The sequence below is a fragment of the Streptomyces sp. NPDC059718 genome (assembly GCF_042733315.1).
Lineage (GTDB): Bacteria > Actinomycetota > Actinomycetes > Streptomycetales > Streptomycetaceae > Actinacidiphila.
This window is the reverse complement of sequence record NZ_JBHWGA010000010.1, coordinates 115911-139844: the sequence shown is the minus strand read 5'-3', so window position 1 is coordinate 139844 and position 23934 is coordinate 115911. Positions and strand designations below refer to the sequence as shown.

General features: G+C 72.1%; 21 protein-coding genes. 19 read left to right on the top strand and 2 right to left on the bottom strand.

Annotation, left to right across the window (positions count from 1 at the left end; all coding sequences use genetic code 11):
* Window positions 1-50 precede the first annotated feature (50 nt).
* Together ACFV3E_RS14250 and galE are read right to left on the bottom strand one after the other, a co-directional pair.
* A complete protein-coding gene (locus ACFV3E_RS14250) occupies window positions 51-1001 on the bottom strand; it encodes a cation diffusion facilitator family transporter (RefSeq protein WP_500323849.1) in 951 nt (316 codons plus the stop codon).
* A 186-nt stretch (window positions 1002-1187) separates the two neighbouring features.
* Window positions 1188-2174 (bottom strand): UDP-glucose 4-epimerase GalE, encoded by a 987-nt coding sequence (gene galE, locus ACFV3E_RS14245; protein WP_500534956.1) that lies wholly within the window; start codon window positions 2172-2174, stop codon window positions 1188-1190.
* Window positions 2175-2595: 421 nt separating this feature from the next.
* Between galE and ACFV3E_RS14240 the strand changes: the two genes are divergently transcribed.
* The 19 genes from ACFV3E_RS14240 (at window position 2596) to ACFV3E_RS14150 (ending at window position 23925) form a co-directional block, all read left to right on the top strand.
* Entirely contained in the window at window positions 2596-4377 is a 1782-nt protein-coding gene (locus ACFV3E_RS14240; protein ID WP_500535027.1) for a DUF5941 domain-containing protein, read from the top strand.
* A complete protein-coding gene (locus ACFV3E_RS14235) occupies window positions 4374-5123 on the top strand; it encodes a phosphocholine cytidylyltransferase family protein (RefSeq protein ID WP_500323851.1) in 750 nt (249 codons plus the stop codon). The genes ACFV3E_RS14240 and ACFV3E_RS14235 overlap by 4 nt, the downstream gene beginning before the upstream one ends.
* Window positions 5111-6172, top strand: coding sequence for an iron-containing alcohol dehydrogenase family protein (locus ACFV3E_RS14230; protein WP_500534955.1), 1062 nt, complete (start codon window positions 5111-5113; stop codon window positions 6170-6172). Before ACFV3E_RS14235 ends, ACFV3E_RS14230 begins: the two co-directional genes overlap by 13 nt.
* Window positions 6150-6935 (top strand): CDP-alcohol phosphatidyltransferase family protein, encoded by a 786-nt coding sequence (locus ACFV3E_RS14225; protein WP_500323853.1) that lies wholly within the window; start codon window positions 6150-6152, stop codon window positions 6933-6935. Before ACFV3E_RS14230 ends, ACFV3E_RS14225 begins: the two co-directional genes overlap by 23 nt.
* 53 nt (window positions 6936-6988) lie before the next feature.
* Window positions 6989-7834, top strand: a complete 846-nt coding sequence (locus ACFV3E_RS14220; protein ID WP_500372586.1) for a glycosyltransferase family 2 protein — start codon at window positions 6989-6991, stop codon at window positions 7832-7834.
* Between the two features lie 72 nt (window positions 7835-7906).
* Window positions 7907-8830, top strand: coding sequence for an ABC transporter permease (locus tag ACFV3E_RS14215; protein WP_500534954.1), 924 nt, complete (start codon window positions 7907-7909; stop codon window positions 8828-8830).
* Window positions 8823-9614, top strand: coding sequence for an ABC transporter ATP-binding protein (locus ACFV3E_RS14210; protein ID WP_500534953.1), 792 nt, complete (start codon window positions 8823-8825; stop codon window positions 9612-9614). The genes ACFV3E_RS14215 and ACFV3E_RS14210 overlap by 8 nt, the downstream gene beginning before the upstream one ends.
* A gap of 572 nt (window positions 9615-10186) precedes the next feature.
* Window positions 10187-11116, top strand: a complete 930-nt coding sequence (gene hpnC / locus ACFV3E_RS14205) for a squalene synthase HpnC (protein ID WP_500534952.1) — start codon at window positions 10187-10189, stop codon at window positions 11114-11116.
* A 26-nt stretch (window positions 11117-11142) separates the two neighbouring features.
* On the top strand, window positions 11143-12051 hold the full coding sequence (gene hpnD, locus ACFV3E_RS14200; protein ID WP_499515199.1) for a presqualene diphosphate synthase HpnD: 909 nt from the start codon (window positions 11143-11145) through the stop codon (window positions 12049-12051).
* 186 nt (window positions 12052-12237) lie between these two features.
* On the top strand, window positions 12238-13683 hold the full coding sequence (gene hpnE, locus ACFV3E_RS14195; protein WP_500534951.1) for a hydroxysqualene dehydroxylase HpnE: 1446 nt from the start codon (window positions 12238-12240) through the stop codon (window positions 13681-13683).
* On the top strand, window positions 13680-14801 hold the full coding sequence (locus ACFV3E_RS14190; protein ID WP_500534950.1) for a polyprenyl synthetase family protein: 1122 nt from the start codon (window positions 13680-13682) through the stop codon (window positions 14799-14801). The genes hpnE and ACFV3E_RS14190 overlap by 4 nt, the downstream gene beginning before the upstream one ends.
* A gap of 98 nt (window positions 14802-14899) precedes the next feature.
* Window positions 14900-16927: a squalene--hopene cyclase gene (gene shc, locus ACFV3E_RS14185; protein WP_500534949.1), complete on the top strand. Its 2028-nt coding sequence runs from the start codon at window positions 14900-14902 to the stop codon at window positions 16925-16927.
* Window positions 16927-17529 carry a phosphorylase family protein gene (locus ACFV3E_RS14180; RefSeq protein ID WP_500364200.1) on the top strand — a complete coding sequence of 201 codons (603 nt, stop codon included), beginning with the start codon at window positions 16927-16929 and terminating at the stop codon, window positions 17527-17529. Before shc ends, ACFV3E_RS14180 begins: the two co-directional genes overlap by 1 nt.
* Window positions 17530-17534: 5 nt before the next feature.
* Complete coding sequence (gene hpnH, locus ACFV3E_RS14175; protein WP_500534948.1) at window positions 17535-18563, top strand: adenosyl-hopene transferase HpnH; 1029 nt, start codon at window positions 17535-17537, stop codon at window positions 18561-18563.
* A gap of 7 nt (window positions 18564-18570) precedes the next feature.
* Window positions 18571-19737, top strand: coding sequence for a flavodoxin-dependent (E)-4-hydroxy-3-methylbut-2-enyl-diphosphate synthase (ispG, locus tag ACFV3E_RS14170; RefSeq protein WP_500534947.1), 1167 nt, complete (start codon window positions 18571-18573; stop codon window positions 19735-19737).
* Window positions 19738-19774: 37 nt separating this feature from the next.
* Entirely contained in the window at window positions 19775-21700 is a 1926-nt protein-coding gene (gene dxs / locus ACFV3E_RS14165; protein WP_500534946.1) for a 1-deoxy-D-xylulose-5-phosphate synthase, read from the top strand.
* A complete protein-coding gene (locus tag ACFV3E_RS14160) occupies window positions 21681-23084 on the top strand; it encodes an aspartate aminotransferase family protein (protein WP_500534945.1) in 1404 nt (467 codons plus the stop codon). The genes dxs and ACFV3E_RS14160 overlap by 20 nt, the downstream gene beginning before the upstream one ends.
* A gap of 83 nt (window positions 23085-23167) precedes the next feature.
* The gene (locus ACFV3E_RS14155; protein WP_500534944.1) at window positions 23168-23785 is read left to right on the top strand and encodes a helix-turn-helix domain-containing protein; all 618 of its coding nucleotides are present in this window, start codon (window positions 23168-23170) and stop codon (window positions 23783-23785) included.
* 14 nt (window positions 23786-23799) lie between these two features.
* Window positions 23800-23925, top strand: a complete 126-nt coding sequence (locus tag ACFV3E_RS14150) for a DUF6126 family protein (protein ID WP_500323865.1) — start codon at window positions 23800-23802, stop codon at window positions 23923-23925.
* Window positions 23926-23934: the final 9 nt, after the last annotated feature.

Here is a 23934-nt window from a genome sequence, read left to right as displayed (position 1 = left end):
TGCAGCGCGCTCAGGCTTCGTGACACTGCGTCGCACGGCGCGGCGTGCCGTCAGTGGCACAACCGCGCCTCGTGCTCCGCGTGTCCGACCGGCTCCAGCTGGAAGGTGCAGTGCTCCACGTCGAAGTGGGTGCCGAGGCAGCCCTGCAGGTCGTGCAGCATCTTCTCGTGGCCGACCGCGTCCAGGACGTCCCGGCTCACCACGACGTGCGCGGAGAGCACCGGCATCCCCGAGGTGATCGTCCACACGTGCAGGTCGTGCAGCCCGGCCACTCCGGGCAGCGCCAGGATGTGCGCCCGTACGTCGGCCATGTCCACGTCCTTGGGTGCGGCCTCCAGCAGGACGTCGATCGCCTCGCGCAGCAGTTTCCACGTCCGCGGGACGATCATCAGCCCGATCAGGATCGAGGCGACCGGGTCCGCCTGCTGCCAGCCGGTGGCCAGGATCACCAGCGCCGCCACGACGACGGCCAGCGAGCCCAGCGCGTCCGCCATGACCTCCAGGAAGGCACCCCGGACGTTCAGGCTCTCGCGCTGCCCGCGCATCAGCAGCAGCAGCGACACCGAGTTCGCCACCAGGCCGATCGCACCGAAGACGACGGTGAGCCCGCCCTCCACCTCGGTGGGCGTGATGAGCCGGCGGACCGCCTCGTAGAAGATGAAGGCGCCCACGCCGAACAGCAGCACCGCGTTGGCCACCGCCGACAGGATCTCGGCGCGCGCCAGCCCGAAGGTGCGGCGCTCGCTCGGCGGGCGGTTGGCGAAGTGGATGGCCACCAGTGCCATCGCGAGGCCCGCCGCGTCGGTCGCCATGTGCCCGGCGTCGGCGAGCAGGGCGAGCGATCCGGTGAGCGCGCTGCCCGTGACCTCGGCCACCAGGATCAGCAGCGTGATGCCGAGCGCCATGCGCAGCCGCCCGCGGTACGCGGCGGCCGCCGTGCCCGTCGGTACGGAACCCGGCCCGTGCGAGTGGCCGTGGCCGTGCGCGTGCCCTGCGCCCATCGCCCGACGCTCCCGTCCGCCGCCTCCACGCGACGGCGTGCCCGCGCGCGGAGACCGGCGAGCCCAGTGAACAACGGTCACCTTCCGTGGGCAACTCGCCGACGGTGGCCGCCGTCAGGTGCTGTCAGCCGTGGTGACCTGCGGCGATGAGGAGCGTGACGGCCGTGGGGGGGGGAGCGCCCGTAGTCAGGCGCCGCGCGCCTGCGGGTGGTTCAGGCACCAGCCCTCCCACGCGGACTCCACCATCTCGCGGACGCCGCGGCTCGCCGCCCAGCCCAGTTCCCGGCGGATCAGCGCGGACGAGGCGACCACGCTCGCCGGGTCGCCCGCGCGCCGCGGCATGATCACCGGCGCGACGTCCTTGCGACCGGTGACCTCGAGGACGATGTCGATCAGCTCCCGGACGGAGACGCCCTCGCCGCGACCGATGTTCACCGTCAGGTCCGTGCCGCCGTCGCGCTCGCCGACCCAGCGGGCGGCCGCGAGATGGGCGTCGGCGAGGTCCTCGACGTGGATGTAGTCGCGCACGCACGTGCCGTCGGGGGTGGGGTAGTCGTCGCCGAAGATCTGCGGGGCCTCGCCGCGGGTCAGCTTGTCGAAGACCATCGGGACGATGTTGAACACCCCGGTGTCGGCCAGCCGGGGCTCGGCCGCCCCCGCGACGTTGAAGTAGCGCAGGCAGGCGGTGGAGATCCCGTGCGCCCGCCCGGCCGCGCGGACCAGCCACTCGCCGGCCAGCTTGGTCTCGCCGTAGGGGCTCAGCGGCAGGCACGGCGTGGACTCGGTCACCAGCGGCACGTCGGGCAGGCCGTACACGGCGGCGGAGGAGGAGAAGACGAAACGGCCGATCCCCGCGTCCGCCACCGCCTCCAGCAGCGTCCCGAGGCCGCCGAGGTTCTCCCGGTAGTAGCGCAGCGGCTGCTCCACCGACTCGCCGACCTGCTTCCTGGCGGCCAGGTGCACGACGCCCGTGACGCCGTGCTCCGCGATCGCGCGGTCCAGCACGGCGCGGTCCAGGACGGAGCCGGTCACCACGGGGACGTCCGCGGGCACCCGGGCCGGCACACCGGCCGAGCCGTCGTCGAGCACGACCACGCGCTCGCCCGCGCCGCTCATCGCCCGCACCACGTGAGATCCGATGAAGCCGGCCCCGCCGGTGATCAACCAAGTCATGGCGCCACCCTAGTGGTTCGGCGCGGGAGCGGGTCCGCCGCCATCGGCTCGCGGAACACCGGGTCGAGGAACGCCGACGGGCACCGGACGGGCATCGGGACCCGACGACGTCCCGGTCCCCCACCGCGAGCCCTCGGGCCGTTCGACGACCACCCGGCAGCCCTCCCGGAGCGGGCGGGCGCTCCCCGGCACCCAGCGTGACCCCCGTTCCACAGGGCGTACCGGGCGGTTGTCGACGCCCGTGCGATCGACCATGATGATCACGCCCAGCGGCCCACCGCAGGGGAAACGGCCGGTGAACGGAGCCTTCCGGGAATCCGATAGCCTCTGCCGACACGGCCCCGCGGCGCGTCGCACCCCGTGGCGGCGGCGTCCCCGGCAGGCGCCGAGTACACACGCACGTCCAGGGAGATGAGTCCTTCTGTCGACCGCCATCCTCACCGGTACGCCGGTCGCGATGTCGCCGATCGAGGGCGACCTGCGGAACCTCGGCTTCGAGGTCGTCACCGCGGAGGACGCCGCCTCGCTCGCGGCGAGCCTGCGCGCCGCCCCGGCGGCCGACCGCGTCGCCGTGGTCGACCCGTGCTTCGTCGGGCACCTGCACGCGCTGCGCCTGGGGCTGATCGATCCGCGTTTCGACGCCTCCGCCGTGCCGGGCGCCGTCTCGGTGCGGCCCGCCGCCCGCCCGGCCCTGGCACGAGCCCTCGCGGAGACCGGGGACACGGGCACGGGCGAGGGGGAGACCCTCGCAGACCGGCTCGCCGGGCGCATGGAGAAGGACGGCGTCCGCGTGCACCGTCCTGAGCTCGGCGTCCTGATCGCGACCGTACCGGCCGACGCCGCGGGGCGCGTGAGCGCCGAGGCGGCCGTCGCCGCCGTGGACGACGAGGCGGTGCGGCTGCGCAGCGCCGTCAAGTCCCGTGACGGCTTCTTCACCACGTTCTTCATCAGCCCCTACTCCCGCCACATCGCGCGCTGGTGCGCCCACCGCGGGCTCACCCCGAACCAGGTGACCACCGCCTCGCTGCTGGTGGCCCTGGTCGCGGCCGGCTGCGCGGCCACCGGCACCCGGCCGGGTTTCGTCGCCGCGGGCGTGCTGCTGCTGACGTCCTTCGTCCTGGACTGCGCCGACGGCCAGCTGGCCCGCTACTCGCTGCAGTACTCCACGCTCGGCGCCTGGCTGGACGCGACCTTCGACCGCGCCAAGGAGTACGCGTACTACGCGGGCCTCGCGGTCGGCGCGGCCCGCGGCGGTGACGACGTCTGGGCGCTGGCGCTCGGCGCCATATTGCTGCAGACCTGCCGCCACCTCGTGGACTTCGCCTTCGCCGAGTCCGCCCAGGACGCCGCGACCGGCACCGGCGCGGCGGCGCTGTCCCGGAAGCTCGACCGCGTCGGCTGGACGGTGTGGCTGCGCCGGATGATCGTGCTGCCCATCGGCGAACGCTGGGCGCTGATCGCGGTGCTCACCGCGGCGACGACGCCGCGCATCACCTTCACCGTGCTCCTCGTCGCCTCCGGACTGGCCGCCTGCTACACGACGGCGGGCCGCGTGCTGCGCTCGGTGCGCGGCGCGGCACCCTGCGGCGACGCCGCGGCCCGGGCGCTGGCCGACCTCGCCGACACCGGCCCGCTCGGTGAGGGCCTCGCGCGTCTCTTCCGGGGCCGCGGCATCCCCGCGGCCGCCCTGCTGGGCGCGGCAGTGATGATCGCCACGTCGCTGCTCGCCCCGGTCGGCAGCCCGTGGCCGGCGGTCGCCGCCGGCTGCTACGCCGTGACGTCGGCCCTCGCGGTCTCCCGGCCGCTCAAGGGAGCCCTCGACTGGATCGTGCCGCCGGTCTTCCGCGCGGCCGAATACGGAACCATCCTGGTGCTCGCGGCGGTCTCCGATGTGAACGGAGCATTGCCCGCGGCTTTCGGGCTGGTGGCCGCGGTCGCCTACCATCACTACGACACGGTCTACCGCATCCGCGGCGGGACCGGTGCGCCCCCGCGGGGCCTGGTCCGCGCGACCGGCGGTCACGAAGGCCGGGCACTGCTGGTCACGGCGGCGGCCGCGGCCCTCGCTCACAACGCGGGTTTCACGGTCGCGCTGACGGTCCTCGCCGTCGCGCTGGCGGTGGTGGTGCTCACCGAGAGCATCGGCTTCTGGGTGTCATCACAAGCACCCGCTGTACACGACGAAACTGGAGGACCTGCATGATCGGCCTCGTGCTGGCGGCCGGCGCCGGACGGCGACTGCGCCCCTACACCGACACCCTGCCGAAGGCCCTGGTGCCCGTGGACCCGGCGGGTGAGGGGACCACGACCGTGCTGGACCTCACGCTGGGCAACTTCGCCGAGGTCGGCCTGACCGAGGCCGCCATCGTCGTGGGCTACCGCAAGGAGGCCGTCTACGAGCGGCAGGCCGAGCTGGAGGCCAAGTACGGCCTGAAGCTCCACCTCGTCGAGAACGACAAGGCCGAGGAGTGGAACAACGCCTACTCCCTGTGGTGCGCCCGTGACGTCATCAAGGAAGGCGTCATCCTCGCCAACGGCGACACCGTGCACCCGGTCTCCGTCGAGAAGACGCTGCTCGCCGCCCGTGGCAACGGGCAGCGCATCGTCCTCGCCCTCGACACGGTGAAGCAGCTCGCCGACGAGGAGATGAAGGTCATCACGGCCGAGGGCAAGGGCGTCCAGCGGATCACCAAGTTGATGGACCCGGCGTCCGCCACCGGTGAGTACATCGGCGTCACCCTCATCGAGGGCGAGGCCGCCGCCGACCTCGCCGACGCGCTGAAGGCCACCTACGAGCGCGACCCGCAGCTGTACTACGAGGACGGTTACCAGGAGCTGGTCAACCGCGGCTTCCAGGTCGACGTCGCCCCCATCGGCGAGGTCTCCTGGGTCGAGATCGACAACCACGACGACCTGAACCGTGCCCGGGAGATCGCGTGCCGGTACTGACGAGGCTCATCCCCTCGCCGGTCGTCGTCGACATCCGTGCCGGGGCCCTGGACGACCTGGCGACCGTCCTCGCCGACCAGCGCATCTCCAGTTCCGGCAGGCTGGCCATCGCCATAAGCGGCGGTTCGGGGGCCGTCCTGCGGGAGCGGCTCGCCCCGGCACTGCCGGGCGCCGACTGGTACGCGGTCGAAGGCGGTTCCATCGACGGCGCGGTGAAGCTCGCCGACGCCATCCGCGGCAACCGCTACGACGCGGTGGTCGGGCTCGGCGGCGGCAAGATCATCGACGCCGCCAAGTACGCCGCCGCGCGCGTCGGCCTGCCCATGGTGGCGGTGGCGACCAACCTGGCGCACGACGGGCTGTGCTCGCCGGTGTCCACCCTGGACAACGACAACGGTCGCGGCTCCTACGGCGTGCCGAGCCCCATCGCGATGGTCATCGACCTCGACGTGATCCGCGAGGCCCCGGTGCGGTTCGTCCGTTCCGGGATCGGGGACGCGATCTCGAACATCTCCTGCATCGCGGACTGGGAGCTGTCCCACCGCGAGACCGGTGAGCCGATCGACGGGCTGGCCGCCGCCATGGCGCGCACCGCCGGCGAGTCGGTGCTGCGGCACCCCGGCGGCACGGGTGAGGACGAGTTCCTGACCGTGCTGTCCGAGGCGCTGGTGCTCACCGGCATCGCGATGTCGATCAGCGGCGACAGCCGTCCCGCCTCCGGGGCGTGCCACGAGATCAGCCACGCGATCGACCTGCTGTACCCCAAGCGGGCCGCCGCCCACGGCGAGCAGGTCGGCATCGGTGCCGCCTTCGCGATGTTCCTGCGCGGCGCCAAGGACGAGGCCGGCCTCTTCGCGGAGGTGCTGCACCGCCACGGGCTGCCCACCACACCGGGTGAAATCGGTTTCACCGAGGCCGAGTTCGTCACGGCCGTCGAATACGCTCCGCAGACCCGCCCTGGGCGTTACACGATCCTGGAGCACCTGGAGCTCTCCACCGACCAGATCAGGGACGCATACGCCGACTATGCCAAAACCATCGGTAGCTGAGCTGCGGCCGGTCGTTCACCCCTCGGGGCTGAAGGACCGGCGCAGCGGTGAGCACTGGGCCGGGCGCATCTACATGCGGGAGATCTCGCTGCGCTGGACCCGGCACCTCGTCAACAGCCGGGTGACCCCCAACCAGCTCACGTACCTCATGATCGTCGCGGGCATCGCGGCCGGCGCGGCGCTGCTCGTGCCCGGCCTGCCCGGCGCCGTCGCCGGCGCGCTGCTGATCCAGCTGTACCTGCTGCTGGACTGCGTCGACGGCGAGGTCGCGCGCTGGCGCAAGCAGACCTCGATCACCGGCGTCTACCTCGACCGGGTGGGGCACTACCTGTCCGAGGCGGCGCTGCTGGTCGGCTTCGGGCTGCGCGCGGCCGACCTCTTCCACCGCGACGGCGCCACCACCCAGTGGGGCTGGGCGTTCCTCGGGACGCTGGCCGCGCTCGGCGCGATCCTGATCAAGGCCGAGACGGACCTGGTGGACGTGGCCCGCTCCCGCAGCGGTCTGTCCGCCGTCCAGGACGAGGCCTCCGTGCCCCGGTCCTCCGGACTGGCGCTGGCCCGCAAGGCCGCGGCCGCGCTGAAGTTCCACCGGCTGGTGGGCGGTGTCGAGGCCTCGCTGCTGATCCTGGCCGCCGGTGTCGCGGACTTCGTCCACGGCGACCTGCTCTTCACCCGCATCGCCGTCTGCCTCCTGGCCGCCATCGCCGTGCTGCAGACGCTGCTGCACCTGGTGTCGATCCTCGCGTCGAGCAGGCTGAGGTGAGCGCCGTGGGGACGTCGGCCGGAACGATCCGCCTCGGCGCGGTGATCATCACCATGGGCAACCGCCCCGAGGAACTGCGCGACCTGCTGGACTCGGTCGCCAAGCAGCGCGGCCCGGCGATCGAGGTCGCCGTGGTCGGCAACGGTTCGCCGCTGCCCGAGCTGCCCGCCGGGGTGCGGGCCGTCGAGCTGCCCGAGAACCTGGGCATCCCCGGCGGCCGCAACGTCGGCATCGAGGCCTTCGGCCCCGGTGGCGGCGAGGTGGACGTCCTGCTCTTCCTGGACGACGACGGACTGCTGCCGAACGAGGACACCGCGGAGCTGGTCCGTGAGGCCTTCGCCGCGGACCCGCGGCTCGGCATCGTCAGCTTCCGGATCGCCGACCCGGAGTCCGGGACCACCCAGCGCCGCCACGTCCCCCGGCTGCGGGCCTCCGACCCGCTGCGCTCCTCGCGCGTCACCACCTTCCTCGGCGGCGCCAACGCGGTGCGCACGGAGGTCTTCCAGGAGGTCGGCGGCCTGCCCGACGAGTTCTTCTACGCCCATGAGGAGACCGACCTCGCCTGGCGGGCCCTCGACGCGGGCTGGATGATCGACTACCGCGCGGACATGGTGCTGTTCCACCCGCTGACCGCTCCGAGCCGGCACGCGGTCTACCACCGGATGGTGGCCCGCAACCGCGTGTGGCTGGCCCGCCGCAACCTGCCGTGGGCCCTGGTCCCCGTCTACCTCGGCGTGTGGATGCTGCTGACCCTGCTGCGCAGACCCTCGGGCCCCGCGCTGAGAGCGTGGTTCGGCGGATTCAAGGAGGGCTGGACGACCCCGAGCGGCCCGCGCCGGCCCATGCGGTGGCGGACCGTGTGGCGCCTCGCCCGACTGGGCCGGCCCCCCATCATCTGACAAGCTCGGAAATGAGTGACCCCGCGCGACGGGCCCGGCCCGTGGCGCGCCAAGAGGACGAAAGTGTCAACTGTGAGCGAGACAACGCACGGCGGTGCGGTCGCCGTGGGCCCGGTGCCCCCGGCGGGCGGCGGCCTCACGCCGTCCCAGCTGGCGGCCAAGTACGGCCTGTCCGTCAGCGGCGCCCGGCCGGGTCTCGCCGAGTACGTACGGCAGCTGTGGAGCCGCCGTCACTTCATCTCGGCGTTCGCCCGGGCCCGCGTGTCGGCCCAGTACACCCAGGCCCGGCTGGGCCAGCTGTGGCAGGTGCTGACGCCGCTGCTCAACGCGGCCGTCTACTACTTCATCTTCGGCCTGCTGCTGGGCACCGACCGCGGTGTCGACAACTTCATCGCCTTCCTGGTCACCGGCGTCTTCATCTTCACCTTCACCCAGTCCTCGGTGCTGGCGGGGGTGCGCGCCGTCTCGGGCAACCTCGGGCTGATCCGCGCGCTGCACTTCCCGCGGGCGAGCCTGCCCATCGCCTTCACCCTGGTCCAGCTGCAGCAGCTGCTGATGTCGATGTTCGTGCTGCTGGCGATCGTGCTGATGACCGGCGAGGTACCCGGGCCGTCGTGGGTCCTCGTCGTGCCCGCGCTCGTCCTGCAGTGCGTCTTCAACGCGGGCCTGGCGCTGGTCATGGCGCGGCTCGGCAGCAAGATGACCGACCTCGCGCAGTTGATGCCGTTCATCCTGCGGACCTGGATGTACGCCTCCGGTGTCATGTACAGCATCAGCCACTTCGCGGCGGGCGCGCCGACCGCGGTCAAGATCGCCCTGGACGTCAACCCGGCGGCCGTCTACATCGACCTGATGCGCTTCGCGCTGATCGACAGCTTCACCTCCGAACAGCTGCCCCCGCACGTGTGGGCGCTGGCGCTGGGCTGGGCCGTGGTCATGGGCATCGGGGGCTTCGTCTACTTCTGGAAGGCCGAGGAGAGGTACGGCCGTGGCTGAGCACAACGAGACCGCCGAGGGCGGCGAGCGCGTCCCCACCGTGATCGTGGACGACCTGCACATCGTGTACCGGGTGCACGGCGCCGGCAGCAGCAAGGGCAGTGCCGTCGGCGCCCTGTCCCGTCTGGTCACCCGCAAGGGCGATCCGAACGTCCGCAAGGTGCACGCCGTGCGCGGCGTGAGCTTCACCGCCTACCGGGGCGAGGCGATCGGGCTGATCGGCTCCAACGGCTCGGGCAAGTCCACCATGCTGCGCGCCATCGCCGGCCTGCTGCCCGCGGAGAGCGGCAAGGTGTTCACCGAGGGCCAGCCCTCGCTGCTCGGCGTGAACGCCGCCCTGATGAACGACCTGACCGGCGAGCGCAACGTCATCCTCGGCGGCCTCGCGATGGGGATGTCGCAGGACGAGGTGCGGGAGCGTTACGACTCGATCGTCGAGTTCTCCGGCATCAACGAGAAGGGTGACTTCATCTCCCTCCCGATGCGGACCTACTCCTCCGGCATGGCGGCCCGGCTGCGCTTCTCGATCGCCGCGGCCAAGAGCCACGACGTCCTGATGATCGATGAGGCGCTCGCCACCGGCGACCGCTCGTTCCAGAAGCGCTCCGAGGCGCGGATCCGCGAGCTCCGCAAGGAGGCCGGCACGGTCTTCCTGGTCAGCCACAACAACAAGTCGATCCGCGACACCTGCGACCGCGTGCTGTGGCTGGAGAAGGGCGAGCTGCGCATGGACGGCCCCACGGACGTCGTGCTGAAGGCGTACGAGGAGTTCACCGCGAAGTGACCCCGCAGGCCGGCCCGCGCCCCCGCCCGGAGGCGCGGGCCGGCGCACGTCCCGGGCGGTCCGCCGAACTCTCCCGCCCCCGCGTGGTGTTCGACCGCGCTCGGCCACGGCCGCGACGGCGGCCGTCCACCCGGCGCGGATCCCTTCGCCCGGGACGCCGGCGGGTCCCCGTACGGATACGCCAAGTGAGTGGGCGCGCGCCCGGCGCATCCGCGGCGCGCGGACCACGGGGCGAATGAGGCCGATGATTTTCCCGGGATTTTGCGAGACACCGGGGACAGGAACCCACGGTTTGTGCGTTGCTGCTTTCGGATCGACATCGGTCCGCCCCCCGGCGCACGCCGGAGCGGGTCCGCGCCGTAAGCTGTAGCGGTACTCAATCGCCGGATCTCGGGCGATACGTCCGGAGAGTCGGTTCGAGTGCCGGGACAGCCAGGAGCAGGAATTATAGGAGCGGCGTGTCCGAAATTGGGTGTAATGGGCTATCGGTGTAGAACGGGGGATGTGACGGCAATGGCTCTGTGGACCCCTGGGGAGAAAACACCCACCGCCCGCACGCCGGGACGTCCACGGTGACCGGTCTCAAGCCCGAGGCGCGGGCTGGCACGGCGCCGGATCCCCATTCACGTGCCGTCCTCGACAAGGCGGCCCGCGAGAACTTCCCCGTCGCACCCTTCTTCGTCCCCCGTTCCTGGCGTGCCGACCTGATGGCCGTCTACGGCTTCGCCCGGCTCGTCGACGACATCGGCGACGGGGACCTGGCCGACGGCGGCCGCACGGACGCGGTACGGCTGGGGCTGCCCGCGGAGGCGGCCGAGGACCGCCTCGCCATGCTCGACGCCTTCGAGGCGGACCTGCGCCGGGTCTTCGACGCCGGCCCCGACGACGTCCGCCACCCGCTGCTCCGCGCCCTGCAGCCCACCGTCCGGCGCCACGGCCTCACGCCCGCGCCCTTCCTCGGCCTCGTCGAGGCCAACCGCCAGGACCAGGTCGTCCGCCGCTACGCCACCTACGAGGACCTCCTCGCCTACTGCGAGCTGTCGGCGAACCCGGTCGGCCGGCTCGTGCTCGGCATCACCGGCACCGCCACACCCGAACGGATCCGCCGTTCGGACGCGATCTGCACCGCACTGCAGATCATCGAGCACCTCCAGGACGTGGCCGAGGACCTCGGCCGCGACCGCATCTACCTGCCCGCCGAGGACATGAAGCGCTTCGGCGTCACCGAAACCGATCTCACCGCCGCGAACGCAGGCGCACAGGTGCGCGCACTGGTTGCGTACGAAGCGGAACGCGCCCGAGACCTCCTGAATGAAGGCACCCCCTTGGTGGGTAGCGTCCACGGCAGGCTCAGGCTGTTGCTCGCCGGGTTCGCCGGAGGAGGCCGCGCCGCCCTGCGGGCGATCGCGGACGCGGGGTACGACGTGCTGCCGGGTCCGCCCAAGGCGGGCACGTTCAGCCTGCTGCGCGAGGTGGGGTCGACATTGCGAAGAGAGGGGTGAGCCGGACCGTGAACGGCTCCGATCGCATGTCCGGCCCGGTACTCGCGGCCTACCGCTACTGCGAGGTCGTCACCGGCCACGAGGCCCGGAACTTCGCCTACGGCATCCGGCTGCTGCCCACCCCCAAGCGACAGGCCATGTCCGCCCTGTACGCCTTCTCCCGGCGGGTGGACGACATCGGCGACGGCGACCTCGACCTCCCCGAGAAGCAGCAGCGGCTCGACGGGACCCGGGCCCTGCTCACCCGGGTCAGGGAGGGCGCCGTCACCGAGGACGACACCGACCCGGTGGCCGTCGCGCTCGCCGACGCCGCCCGCCGCTTCCCGCTCCCGCTCGGCGGGCTCGACGAGCTGATCGACGGCGTGCAGATGGACCTGCGCGGCGACACCTACGAGACCTGGGACGACCTCGCCTCCTACTGCCGGTGCGTCGCCGGCGCCATCGGCCGGCTCTCGCTCGGCGTCTTCGGCACCGTGCCCGGCGCGCCCGGCCGGGAGCGCGCCGCGGAGTACGCGGACACCCTGGGGCTCGCCCTGCAACTCACCAACATCCTGCGGGACCTGCGCGAGGACGCCTCCAACGGGCGCACCTACCTGCCCGCCGAGGACCTCGCGAAGTTCGGCTGTTCCGGCGGGTTCCTCACCGACACCCCGCCGCCGGGGTCCGACTTCGCGGGCCTGGTCGAGTTCGAGGTGAAGCGGGCCCGCGCCCTGTTCGCCGAGGGGTACCGGCTGCTGCCCATGCTGGACCGCCGCAGCGGCGCCTGCGTCTCCGCCATGGCCGGCATCTACCGCCGCCTCCTGGAGCGCATCGCCGCCGACCCCGAGGCCGTCCTCCGGGGCCGGGTCTCGCTGCCCGGTCACCAGAAAGCGTACGTCGCGGCGCGCGGCCTCGCCGGTCTCGACGCCCGACGTGCCGCCAGGAGGCGCGTGTGACGCCCGCCCCACCGGCCGCGGGCCCCTTCCCCCGCACCGGCAAAAGCACCGCAACCGGCACGGGAGCGGCAGCCTCGCGGAAAACCGCCGTTTTCCGCCGCCGTGAGGCAACCGCCGCCGTGCCGGAGGCGTCACTGTCGGCAATGGTGCGCCGCGCCGCGCGCGGAGGCACCCGGGGGAGGACGCATGGCTGAGCGCACGGCCGTCGTGATCGGCGGCGGGCTCGCGGGCACGACGGCGGCGCTGGCACTGGCCGACGCCGGGCTCCGCGTCACCCTGCTCGAGGCCCGGCCCCGGCTCGGCGGGCTCGCCTTCTCCTTCCGGCGCGGCGCCCTGACCGTCGACAACGGCCAGCACGTCTTCCTGCGGTGCTGCGTCGCCTACCTGCGGTTCCTGGAACGCATCGACGCGGCCGACCTCGTCACCCTCCAGGACCGGCTCGACGTGCCGGTGCTCGACGTGGCCACCCCCCGGCCCCGGCTCGGCCGGCTGCGCCGCGCGGGGCTGCCCGTACCGCTGCACCTGGCCGCCAGCCTGGCCACCTACCCGCACCTGTCCCTGGCCGAGCGGGCGTCCGTCGGGCGGGCCGCACTCGCGCTGCGCTCGCTCGACCCCACCGACCCGGCGCTGGACGCCGTCGACTTCGGCAGCTGGCTGCGCGAGCACGGCCAGTCGGCCCGTACCGTCGAGGCGCTGTGGGACCTGGTCGGCGTCGCGACGCTCAACGCCACGGCCGACGAGGCGTCACTGGGCCTGGCCGCCATGGTCTTCAAGACCGGGCTGCTCTCCGCGCCGGGCGCGGCGGACATCGGCTGGGCCGCCCGCCCGCTCGGCGAGCTGCACGACGACCGCGCCCGCACCGCCCTGGACAAGGCGGGCGTGCGCACCCTGCTGCGCACCCGCGCCACCTCGCTCACCCGCACGGACGCGCCCGAGCCGGTACGGTCCGCCGAGGGCGGTGCCGGGGACGGCGGACCGGTCTGGGAGGTCGAGGCCGAGTCCGGACCAGGGCGTGCCGAGCGCTTCACGGCCGACGCCGTCGTGCTGGCCGTGCCCCAGCAGGAAGCCCACGGGCTGCTGCCCGCCGGCGCCCTGGCGGACCAGGACGCGCTGCTGCGCATCGGCACCGCGCCGATCCTCAACGTGCACGTCGTGTACGACCGCAAGGTCCTGCGGCAGCCCTTCCTCGCCGCCCTCGGCAGCCCCGTGCAGTGGGTCTTCGACCGTACGGAGCACTCCGGCCTGACCGGCGAAGGCCAGTACGTCGCCCTGTCCCAGTCGGCGGCCCAGGAGGAGATCGACCTCCCCGTGGCCGAGCTGCGGGCGCGCTACCTGCCGGAGCTGGAGCGGTTGCTCCCGGCCGCGCGTGAGGCCGCCGTACTGGACTTCTTCGTCACCAGGGAACGGACCGCGACCTTCGCCCCCGCCCCCGGTGTCGGCGCCCTCCGCCCGGGTCCCCGTACCCGCGCGCAGGGCGTCTGGCTCGCCGGCGCGTGGACCGCCACCGGCTGGCCCGCGACGATGGAAAGCGCGGTCCGCAGCGGTTTGCAAGCCTCCCGAGCAGCTTTGACCGCACTCCGCCACCCCTTCGACCCACGTACCTTCGCAATCGAAGGCCTGGAGCCGGTATGAGCATGACCAGTGCAATCAGAGGAGAGAATGTGACCGCTGGCAACGAGCAGATGACCGCGGGCGTCGACAGAGAGACCGTGACCGTGCTGCTGGAGCGCGGCCGCGAGCTGTCCACGCCGGTGCTGCGCGCCGCCGTGGACCGCCTCGCACCCCCGATGGACACCGTCGCCGCCTACCACTTCGGATGGATCGACGCCGCGGGCAACCCGTCCCACGGCGACAGCGGCAAGGCCGTACGCCCCGCACTCGCACTGCTGTCCGCGGAGGCGGCGGGCGCCGCCCCCGAGGTGGGCATCCCCGGCGCGGTCGCCGTGGAGCTGGTGCACAACTTCTCCCTGCTGCACGACGACCTGATGGACGGTGACGAGCAGCGCCGCCACCGCGACACGGTGTGGAAGGTGCACGGCCCCGCGCAGGCCATCCTGGTCGGCGATGCCCTCTTCGCCCTCGCCAACGAGATCCTGCTGGAGCAGGGCACCGTCGAGGCCGGCCGGGCCACCCGCCGGATCACCACCGCCACCCGCAAGCTGATCGACGGTCAGGCCCAGGACATCTCCTTCGAGCACCGCGAGCGGGTCACCGTCGAGGAGTGCCTGGAGATGGAGGGCAACAAGACCGGCGCCCTGCTGGCCTGCGCCTGCTCCATCGGCGCGGTGCTGGGCGGCGCCTCCGAGGCCGACGCGGACGCCCTGGAGGAGTACGGCTACCACCTCGGCCTGGCCTTCCAGGCCGTCGACGACCTGCTGGGCATCTGGGGCGACCCGGCCGCCACCGGCAAGCAGACCTGGAGCGACCTGCGCCAGCGCAAGAAGTCCCTGCCGGTGGTCGCGGCGCTGGCCGCGGGCGGCTCGGCCTCGCAGCGCCTGGCCGAACTCCTGGCCGCGGATGCGAAGGCCGCGGATTCATCGGACCGTAATGACATCGAGTCCTTCGACGAGGAAGAGTTCGCGACGAGGGCGGCGTTGATCGAGGAGGCCGGTGGCCGGGAGTGGACCTCCCGGGAAGCCCGCCGGCAGTACGCCACCGCGATCGCCGCACTCGACAAAATGGACATGCCGGGAGAAGTTCGCCGTAAGCTCGTGGGCCTGGCGGATTTCGTGGTGGTTCGCGAGAAGTAAGGACACAACTGGAGCGCAGTACGTCGCCGGCCGGGCGCGCGTGACGGCCGACGGCAGCCCCAACACCGCAGACGGAACGACTGTGCAAAGGGGAAGCCATGACAGCGACGACCGACGGCGGTCCCGGGGGCGAGGCGGCCCGCGGGACACCCTCGGCGAGAACGAAGACCTCGGGCGCGATTCCGGAGCCGGCGTCAGTTCCCTGGCCCGGCGGCAGCACCGGAACGACCGAGGAGCTCGCGGCCGAGGCCGCGCGCCGGGCCACCGGCCACCTGCTGGCGCGTCAGCATCCCGACGGCTGGTGGAAGGGCGACCTCGAGACCAACGTGACGATGGACGCCGAGGACCTGCTGCTCCGTCAGTTCCTCGGCATCCAGGACGAACGGGTCATCGAGGCCGCCGCCCGCTGGATCAGGTCCCAGCAGCGCGACGACGGCGCCTGGGCCACCTTCCACGGCGGGCCGCGCGACCTCTCGGCCACCGTCGAGGCCTACGTCGCGCTGCGGCTCGCCGGTGACGCCCCCGAGGACCCGTGGATGGCCGCCGCCTCGGCCTTCGTCCGCGAGCAGGGCGGCATCGCGCGGTCACGGGTCTTCACCCGGATCTGGCTCGCGCTGTTCGGCTGGTGGCGCTGGGACGACCTCCCGGAGCTGCCGCCCGAGCTCATCTACCTGCCCAAGTGGGTCCCGCTCAACATCTACTCCTTCGCCAGCTGGGCCCGGCAGACCATCGTGCCGCTGACGATCGTCGGCGCCCACCGGCCCGTACGGCCCGCCCCTTTCACCCTCGACGAGCTGCACACCGACCCCGCGCGGCCCAATCCGCCGGTCCCGCGGGCACCGCTGTCCAGCTGGGACGGGTTCTTCCAGCGGGTCGACCGGGCCCTGCACGCCTACCGCAAGGTCACCGTCCGTCCGCTGCGCCGTGCCGCGATGCGCTCGGCGGCGCGCTGGATCATCGAACGCCAGGAGAACGACGGCTGCTTCGGCGGCATCCAGCCGCCCGCCGTGTACTCCGTCATCGCGCTCCACCTGCTCGGCTACGACCTCGACCACCCCGTGCTGCGCGCCGGACTCAAGGCGCTGGACGACTTCGCGGTCTGGCCGGACAAGGACACGCGGATGATCGAGGCGTGCCAGTCCCCGGTCTGGGACACCTGTCTGGCGACCATCGCGCTGGCCGACGCCGGCGTCCCCGCCGACGACCCGGCGCTGGTCAAGGCGGTGGACTGGATGCTGGGGGAGCAGATCACCAAGCGCGGCGACTGGGCCGTGCAGCGGCCGGGCCTGCCCTCCGGTGGCTGGGCGTTCGAGTTCCAGAACGACACCTACCCCGACATCGACGACACCGCCGAGGTGGTCCTCGCCCTGATCAGGGTCGACCACCCGGACCCGGAGCGGGTGAAGGCCTCGGTCGACCTAGGGGTGCGCTGGAACGTCGGGATGCAGTCGAAGAACGGCGCCTGGGGCGCCTTCGACGCCGACAACACCAGCGCCTTCCCCAACCGCCTGCCCTTCTGCGACTTCGGCGAGGTCATCGACCCGCCGTCGGCCGACGTCACGGCCCACGTGGTCGAGATGCTGGCCGCCCTCGGCCTGGAGCACGACCCGCACACCCGGCGCGGCATCGACTGGCTGCTCGCCGAACAGGAGCGCAACGGTGCCTGGTTCGGCCGCTGGGGCGTCAACTACATCTACGGCACCGGGTCGGTGGTCCCGGCCCTCGTCGCGGCCGGTCTCCCGGCGGGCCACCCCGCGATCCGGCGGGCGGTGGGCTGGCTGGAGTCCGTCCAGAACGAGGACGGGGGCTGGGGCGAGGACCTGCGCTCCTACTCCTCCGACGAGTGGGTCGGCCGCGGCGAGTCCACCGCCTCCCAGACGGCCTGGGCCCTGCTGGCCCTGCTGTCGGCCGGCGAACGCGACGGTGAGGCCGTACGGCGCGGGGTGCGCTGGCTGGCCCGGACCCAGAAGGAGGACGGGTCCTGGGACGAGCCGTACTTCACCGGCACCGGCTTCCCCCGGGACTTCTCCATCAACTACCACCTCTACCGGATGGTCTTCCCGCTCACCGCCCTCGGGCGCTACGTGCACGGCGAGCCGTTCGGCGGGCTACGGAAGGGGGCCTGATGGGGCCGGCCGGCCCACCTCTGCTCATCGTCTGCGCGCTACGGGTGGAACGGTTCGCCCTGCGCGGCGGCGACCGCAGCCACGCCGCGGGCCCGGTCGCCTTCGTGCGCACGGGCATGGGGCCCCAGGCCGCGGAACGCGCCGTCACCGCCGCGCTGCGCGACCCCGCCCTGGACGGGGCGGCGGTCCTCACCACCGGCTTCTGTGCCGGGCTGGCCCCCGGGATGCGGCCGGGCGACGTGGTCGTCGCCGACGAGCCGCGTGACGGGGAATCACTCGCCGCCGCCCTCAAGGCGGCGGGACACACCGTGCACGTCGGCCGGCTCGCCGAGTCGGACCACGTCGTACGGGGCCCGGAGCGGGCGGCGCTCCGGGCCACCGGTGCCGTCGCCGTCGACATGGAGTCGGCGGCGATGATGCGGGCCGCGCTCGCCCGGGGTCCACGCCCGGTCGCCGCGGCCCGCGTGGTCGTCGACACGCCCGAGTTCGAGCTCGTACGCGTCGGCACGCTCCGCACGGGGATCACCGCTTTCCGCGTGCTGAGGGACCTGCTTCCTGCCTTTCTCGATTGGCACCGCTCTACCGCGCTCCCCTGGAGGTGAGCTAGATGGCCATGCCACTCCGACAGTCCATCAGGGTCGGCACCTATCTCTTCGAACAGAAAATGCTCCGCAGGCGCGAGAAGTTCCCGCTCATCGTCGAACTCGAGCCCCTCTTCGCGTGCAACCTGAAATGCGAGGGCTGCGGAAAGATCCAGCACCCGGCGGGTGTGCTGAAGCAGCGCATGCCGGTGGCGCAGGCCGTCGGCGCCGTCCTCGAATCGGGCGCGCCGATGGTGTCGATCGCCGGCGGCGAGCCGCTGATGCACCCCCAGATCGACGAGATCGTGCGGCAACTGGTGGCGAAGCGGAAGTACGTCTTCCTCTGCACCAACGCCATGCTGCTGCGCAAGAAGATGGACAAGTTCACCCCCTCGCCCTACTTCGCCTTCGCCGTGCACATCGACGGACTGCGCGAGCGGCACGACGAGTCGGTCGCCAAGGAAGGCGTCTTCGACGAGGCGGTGGAGGCGATCAAGGAGGCCAAGCAGCGCGGATTCCGGGTCACCACCAATTCGACCTTCTTCAACACCGACACCCCGCAGACCATCATCGAGGTGCTCAACTTCCTCAATGACGACCTGCAGGTCGACGAGATGATGATCTCGCCGGCCTACGCCTACGAGAAGGCCCCCGACCAGGAGCACTTCCTGGGCGTGGAGCAGACCCGGGAACTGTTCAAGAAGGCCTTCTCGGGCGGCAACCGGAAGAAGTGGCGGCTCAACCACAGCCCCCTCTTCCTGGACTTCCTCGAAGGCAAGGTCGACTTCCCCTGCACCGCCTGGGCGATCCCCAACTACTCCCTGTTCGGCTGGCAGCGCCCCTGCTACCTGATGAGCGACGGTTACGTGACCACGTACAAGGAGCTCGTCGAGGACACCGACTGGAGCAAGTACGGGCGTGGCAAGGACCCGCGCTGCGCCAACTGCATGGCGCACTGCGGCTACGAGCCGACCGCCGTCCTGGCCACGATGACCTCCCTCAAGGAGTCCATCAGGGCCACCCGTGAGACCATCGCCGGCAACCGCGGGAAGTGACGTCGCGATGACAGCTGTCGAGCCCGTCCAGCTCGGCCTGCCCTCCGTGCCGGCCCGGCCGCTCGCGGAGCGCCGCCGTTCGCGGCGCATCCAGGTCGGGTCGGTGGCGGTGGGCGGCGACGCCCCCGTCTCCGTCCAGTCCATGACGACCACGCTCACCGCCGACGTCAACGCGACCCTGCAGCAGATCGCCGAACTGACCGCGGCGGGTTGCCAGATCGTCCGGGTCGCCTGCCCCTCGCAGGACGACGCGGACGCGCTGCCGCAGATCGCGGGGAAGTCGCAGATCCCGGTGATCGCGGACATCCACTTCCAGCCGAAGTACGTGTTCGCGGCGATCGACGCGGGCTGTGCGGCGGTGCGGGTGAACCCGGGCAACATCCGGCAGTTCGACGACAAGGTGAAGGAGATCGCCAAGGCGGCCTCCGAGGCGGGTGTGCCGATCCGGATCGGGGTGAACGCCGGGTCGCTGGACAGGCGTCTGCTGGAGAAGTACGGCAAGGCCACCCCAGAGGCGCTGGTGGAGTCGGCGCTGTGGGAGTGCTCGCTGTTCGAGGAGCACGGTTTCCGGGACATCAAGATCTCGGTGAAGCACAACGACCCGGTGGTGATGGTCAACGCGTACCGCCTGCTGGCGGCGCAGTGCGACTATCCGCTGCACCTGGGCGTGACCGAGGCGGGTCCGGCGTTCCAGGGCACGATCAAGTCGGCGGTGGCGTTCGGCGCGCTGCTGAGCGAGGGCATCGGGGACACGATCCGGGTGTCGCTGTCGGCTCCTCCGGCGGAGGAGGTCAAGGTCGGCATCCAGATCCTGGAGTCGCTGAACCTGCGGCAGCGGCGGCTGGAGATCGTCTCGTGCCCGTCGTGCGGTCGTGCGCAGGTGGACGTGTACAAGCTGGCGGACCAGGTGACGGCGGGTCTCGAGGGCATGGAGGTGCCGCTGCGGGTGGCGGTGATGGGCTGTGTCGTCAACGGTCCGGGTGAGGCGCGCGAGGCGGACCTGGGGGTGGCCTCGGGCAACGGCAAAGGGCAGATCTTCGTCAAGGGCGAGGTCATCAAGACCGTGCCGGAGTCGAAGATCGTGGAGACCCTCATCGAGGAGGCCATGAAGCTCGCCGAGCGCATGCAGGCCGACGGAGTGCCGTCAGGAGAGCCCCAGATCAGTGTGAGCTAAAGCGAAACAATCCCCAGTAGGGGAGCGAGGTGGGAAAGTGTCGCTGCTCGAGAACATCCGTGGTCCACGCGACCTGAAGGCCCTTCCGCCGGAGCGGCTGGGCGAACTCGCCGTGGAGATCCGTGAATTCCTGGTGCAGGCGGTGGCCAGGACCGGGGGGCACCTGGGACCCAATCTGGGCGTGGTCGAGCTGACGGTCGCCCTGCACCGGGTCTTCGACTCGCCGGCCGACCGCATCCTGTGGGACACGGGTCACCAGTCCTACGTCCACAAGGTCCTGACCGGCCGTCAGGACTTCTCCAAGCTGCGCGGCAAGGGGGGCCTGTCCGGCTACCCCTCGCGCGCCGAGTCCGAGCACGACGTCATCGAGAACAGCCACGCCTCCACGGTGCTCGGCTGGGCCGACGGCCTGGCCAAGGCCAACCAGGTGCTCGGCCGGCAGGACCACGTCGTGGCCGTCATCGGAGACGGCGCGCTCACCGGCGGCATGGCCTGGGAGGCGCTGAACAACATCGCCGCCGCCAAGGACCGTCCGCTGATCATCGTCGTCAACGACAACGAGCGCTCCTACGCCCCCACCATCGGCGGTCTCGCCAACCACCTGGCCACCCTGCGCACCACCGACGGCTACGAGCGCTTCCTGGCCTGGGGCAAGCAGGTGCTCCAGCAGACGCCCGTCGTCGGCAAGCCGCTGTACGAGTCCCTGCACGGAGCCAAGAAGGGCTTCAAGGACGCCTTCGCCCCGCAGGGCATGTTCGAGGACCTGGGGCTGAAGTACCTCGGCCCGATCGACGGCCACGACGTGACCGCGGTCGAGTCCGCGCTGCGCCGGGCCCGGCGCTTCCACGGTCCCGTCCTCGTCCACTGCCTCACCGAGAAGGGCCGCGGCTACGCCTTCGCCGAACGCGACGAGGCGGACCGCTTCCACGCGGTGGGCGCCATGGACCCGCTCACCTGCGAACCGCTCACCCCGTCGAGCGGCCCGAAGTGGACCTCGGTCTTCGGCAACGAGATGGTCCGGATCGGCGCCGAGCGCCCGGACGTCGTGGCGATCACGGCGGCCATGCTGCAGCCGGTCGGGCTGGAGAAGTTCGCCAAGGCCTTCCCGCGCCGCGTCTACGACGTCGGGATCGCCGAGCAGCACGCGGCGGTCTCGGCGGCGGGCCTGGCGACCGGCGGCCTGCACCCGGTGGTCGCCGTGTACGCGACCTTCCTCAACCGCGCCTTCGACCAGGTCCTGATGGACGTCGCGCTGCACAAGTGCGGTGTCACCTTCGTGCTGGACCGGGCGGGCGTCACCGGCGAGGACGGCGCCTCGCACAACGGCATGTGGGACATGTCGATCCTCCAGGTCGTCCCGGGCCTGCGGATCGCCGCGCCGCGCGACGCCGACCAACTGCGCGCCCAGCTCCGCGAGGCGATCGACGTCGACGACGCGCCCACCGTCGTCCGCTTCCCCAAGGAGACCGTCGGCGAGGCCCTGCCGGCCATCGACCGGGTCGGCGGCATGGACGTCCTGCACCGCGGCGACCGGCCGGACGTGCTGATGGTGTCCGTCGGCGCCCTGGGCTCGGTCTCCCTGGCCGCGGCCGCCCTGCTGCGCGAACGCGGCGTCGGCGTCACGGTCGTCGACCCCCGCTGGGTCAAGCCGCTCGACGCGGAGCTGCCCGCGCTCGCCGCCCGGCACCGCATGGTGGCCGTCATCGAGGACAACGGCCGTGCCGGGGGCGTGGGTTCCGCGGTGGCGCAGGCCCTGCGCGACGCGGAGACCGACGTGCCGGTCCGGGACTTCGGCATCCCGCAGCAGTTCCTGGCGCACGCCAAGCGCGGCGAGGTGCTGGCCGACATCGGGCTCACCCCCGCCGAGATCGCCGGCCGGATCGGGGCCACCCTGGCCCGTCTCGCGGTGAACGAGCAGCACCCGAACGAGAGGCACGTGAGCGATGACACCGCCCGAACCTGAGCCCAAGGGGTTCGACCTGGCGACGCTGCTGGCCGAGCGCGGAGCCGAGCGCTACGACCTGCACGCCAGGTACCTCAACCACCAGTTGCCGCGCATGCTGCACACCATCGGCTTCGACAAGGTCTACGAGCGGGCCGAGGGCGCGTACTTCTGGGACGACGAGGGCCGGGACTACCTCGACATGCTCGCCGGCTTCGGGGTGATGGGCCTGGGCCGCCACCACCCCGTGGTCCGCAAGGCGCTGCACGACGTCCTGGACGCCGGGCTGGCCGACCTCACCCGCTTCGACTGCCAGCCGCTGCCGGGACTGCTCGCGGAGAAGCTGCTGTCGTACGCGCCGGGTCTCGACCGGGTGTTCTTCGGCAACAGCGGCACCGAGGCCGTCGAGACGGCCCTGAAGTTCGCCCGTTACGCCACCGGCAGGCCCCACGTGCTCTACTGCGACCACGCGTTCCACGGGCTGACCACCGGCTCGCTGTCCGTCAACGGCGAGGGCGGCTTCCGTGAGGGCTTCGACCCGCTGCTCCCCGACACCGCCGTGCCCCTGGGCGACCTGGCGGCCCTGGAGCGGGAGCTGGCCAAGGGCGACGTGGCCGCGCTGATCGTCGAGCCGATCCAGGGCAAGGGCGTGCACGCCACGCCGCCCGGTTACCTGCGGGCGGCGCAGGAGCTGCTGCACCGGCACAAGGCGCTGCTCGTCGCCGACGAGGTGCAGACCGGCATCGGCCGCACCGGCGACTTCTTCGCGTACCGGCACGAGGAGGGCGTCGAGCCGGACCTGGTGTGCGTGGCCAAGGCGCTGTCGGGCGGCTACGTGCCGGTGGGTGCCACCCTCGGCAAGGACTGGATCTTCAAGAAGGTCTACTCGTCCATGGACCGGGTGCTGGTGCACTCCGCCAGCTTCGGCTCCAACGCCCAGGCCATGGCCGCGGGGCTGGCCACCCTGGCGGTGATGGAGGACGAGAAGGTCGTCGCCAACGCGCGGGCCACCGGGGACCTGCTCCGCGACCGCCTGGCCGCCCTCGTCGACCGCTACGAGCTGCTGCACGAGGTCCGCGGCCGGGGCCTGATGATCGGCATCGAGTTCGGCCGGCCGAAGTCGCTGGGGCTGCGCAGCCGCTGGACGATGCTGCAGGCGGCCCGCAAGGGCCTGTTCGCGCAGATGGTGGTCGTGCCGCTGCTGCAGCGGCACCGTATCCTGACCCAGGTCTCGGGGGACCACCTGGAAGTGATCAAGCTGATCCCGCCGCTGGTCATCGGGGAGCGCGAGGTGGACCGTTTCGTGGACGCCTTCACCGCCGTGATGGACGACGCACACGGCGGCGGTGGCCTGATGTGGGAGTTCGGCAGGACACTGGTGAAGCAGGCCGTCGCAGGCCGCTGACCCGGGCCGGCGTCCGGCCCACGACGCTTTGCCCCTGAGACAAATTTTTTGCCTCAGGGGCGAACCGCGTCTATACCTGAGATATGACCTCACCATCCGCGGACGAGGCGCCCCTGCCGGACGTCGCCCCCCAGCTGCGCGCGCTGCGCCGCAGGGGCGGGCTGACGCTGGAGGCGGCCGCGGCCCGCGCCGGGCTCTCGCCCGCGCACCTGTCCCGGCTGGAGACCGGGCAGCGGCAGCCTTCGCTCCCCATGCTGCTGACCCTCGCCCGCACCTACGGCACCACGGTGTCCGACCTGCTCGGCGAGACCTCCCCCGAGCGCGATCCGGTCGTCCGCGGCGGTTCCGTGCCGCCCGCGGAGGCCGGCGGCTGGACGTACTGGCCGGCCGGGAACCCCGGGCGGGCCATGCAGGCGCTGCGGCTGCACGTGCCGCCCGGCCCCCAGGAGGGGCTGGTCCGCGTCCACGCCGGCGAGGAGTGGCTGTACGTCCTGGGGGGCGAGCTGCGGCTCACCCTCGGGGACGCCGTGCACCGGCTGGTGCCCGGCGACAGCGCCCACTTCGACTCGCTCACCCCGCACCGCATCGCGGCGGCCTCGCCGAACGGTGTCGATCTGCTGTTCGTCCACACGCTGCTGCGGAGTTCCGTCGCAGAGCTGTGCCTGGGCGACGGCCGTTCCCCGCGCCCCCACGGCGCATGACGAGAGGACTGACCGTGTCCGGCAACTCCGGGGGCAAGGCCCCCATGGGCTTCAAGGTGCGCACCTTCATCTACCTGGTGGGGGTCCACGTCATCGCCGCGTTCTTCTTCCTGATCTTCCACCTGGCCGGGGCCAAGTAGGGCGGCGCC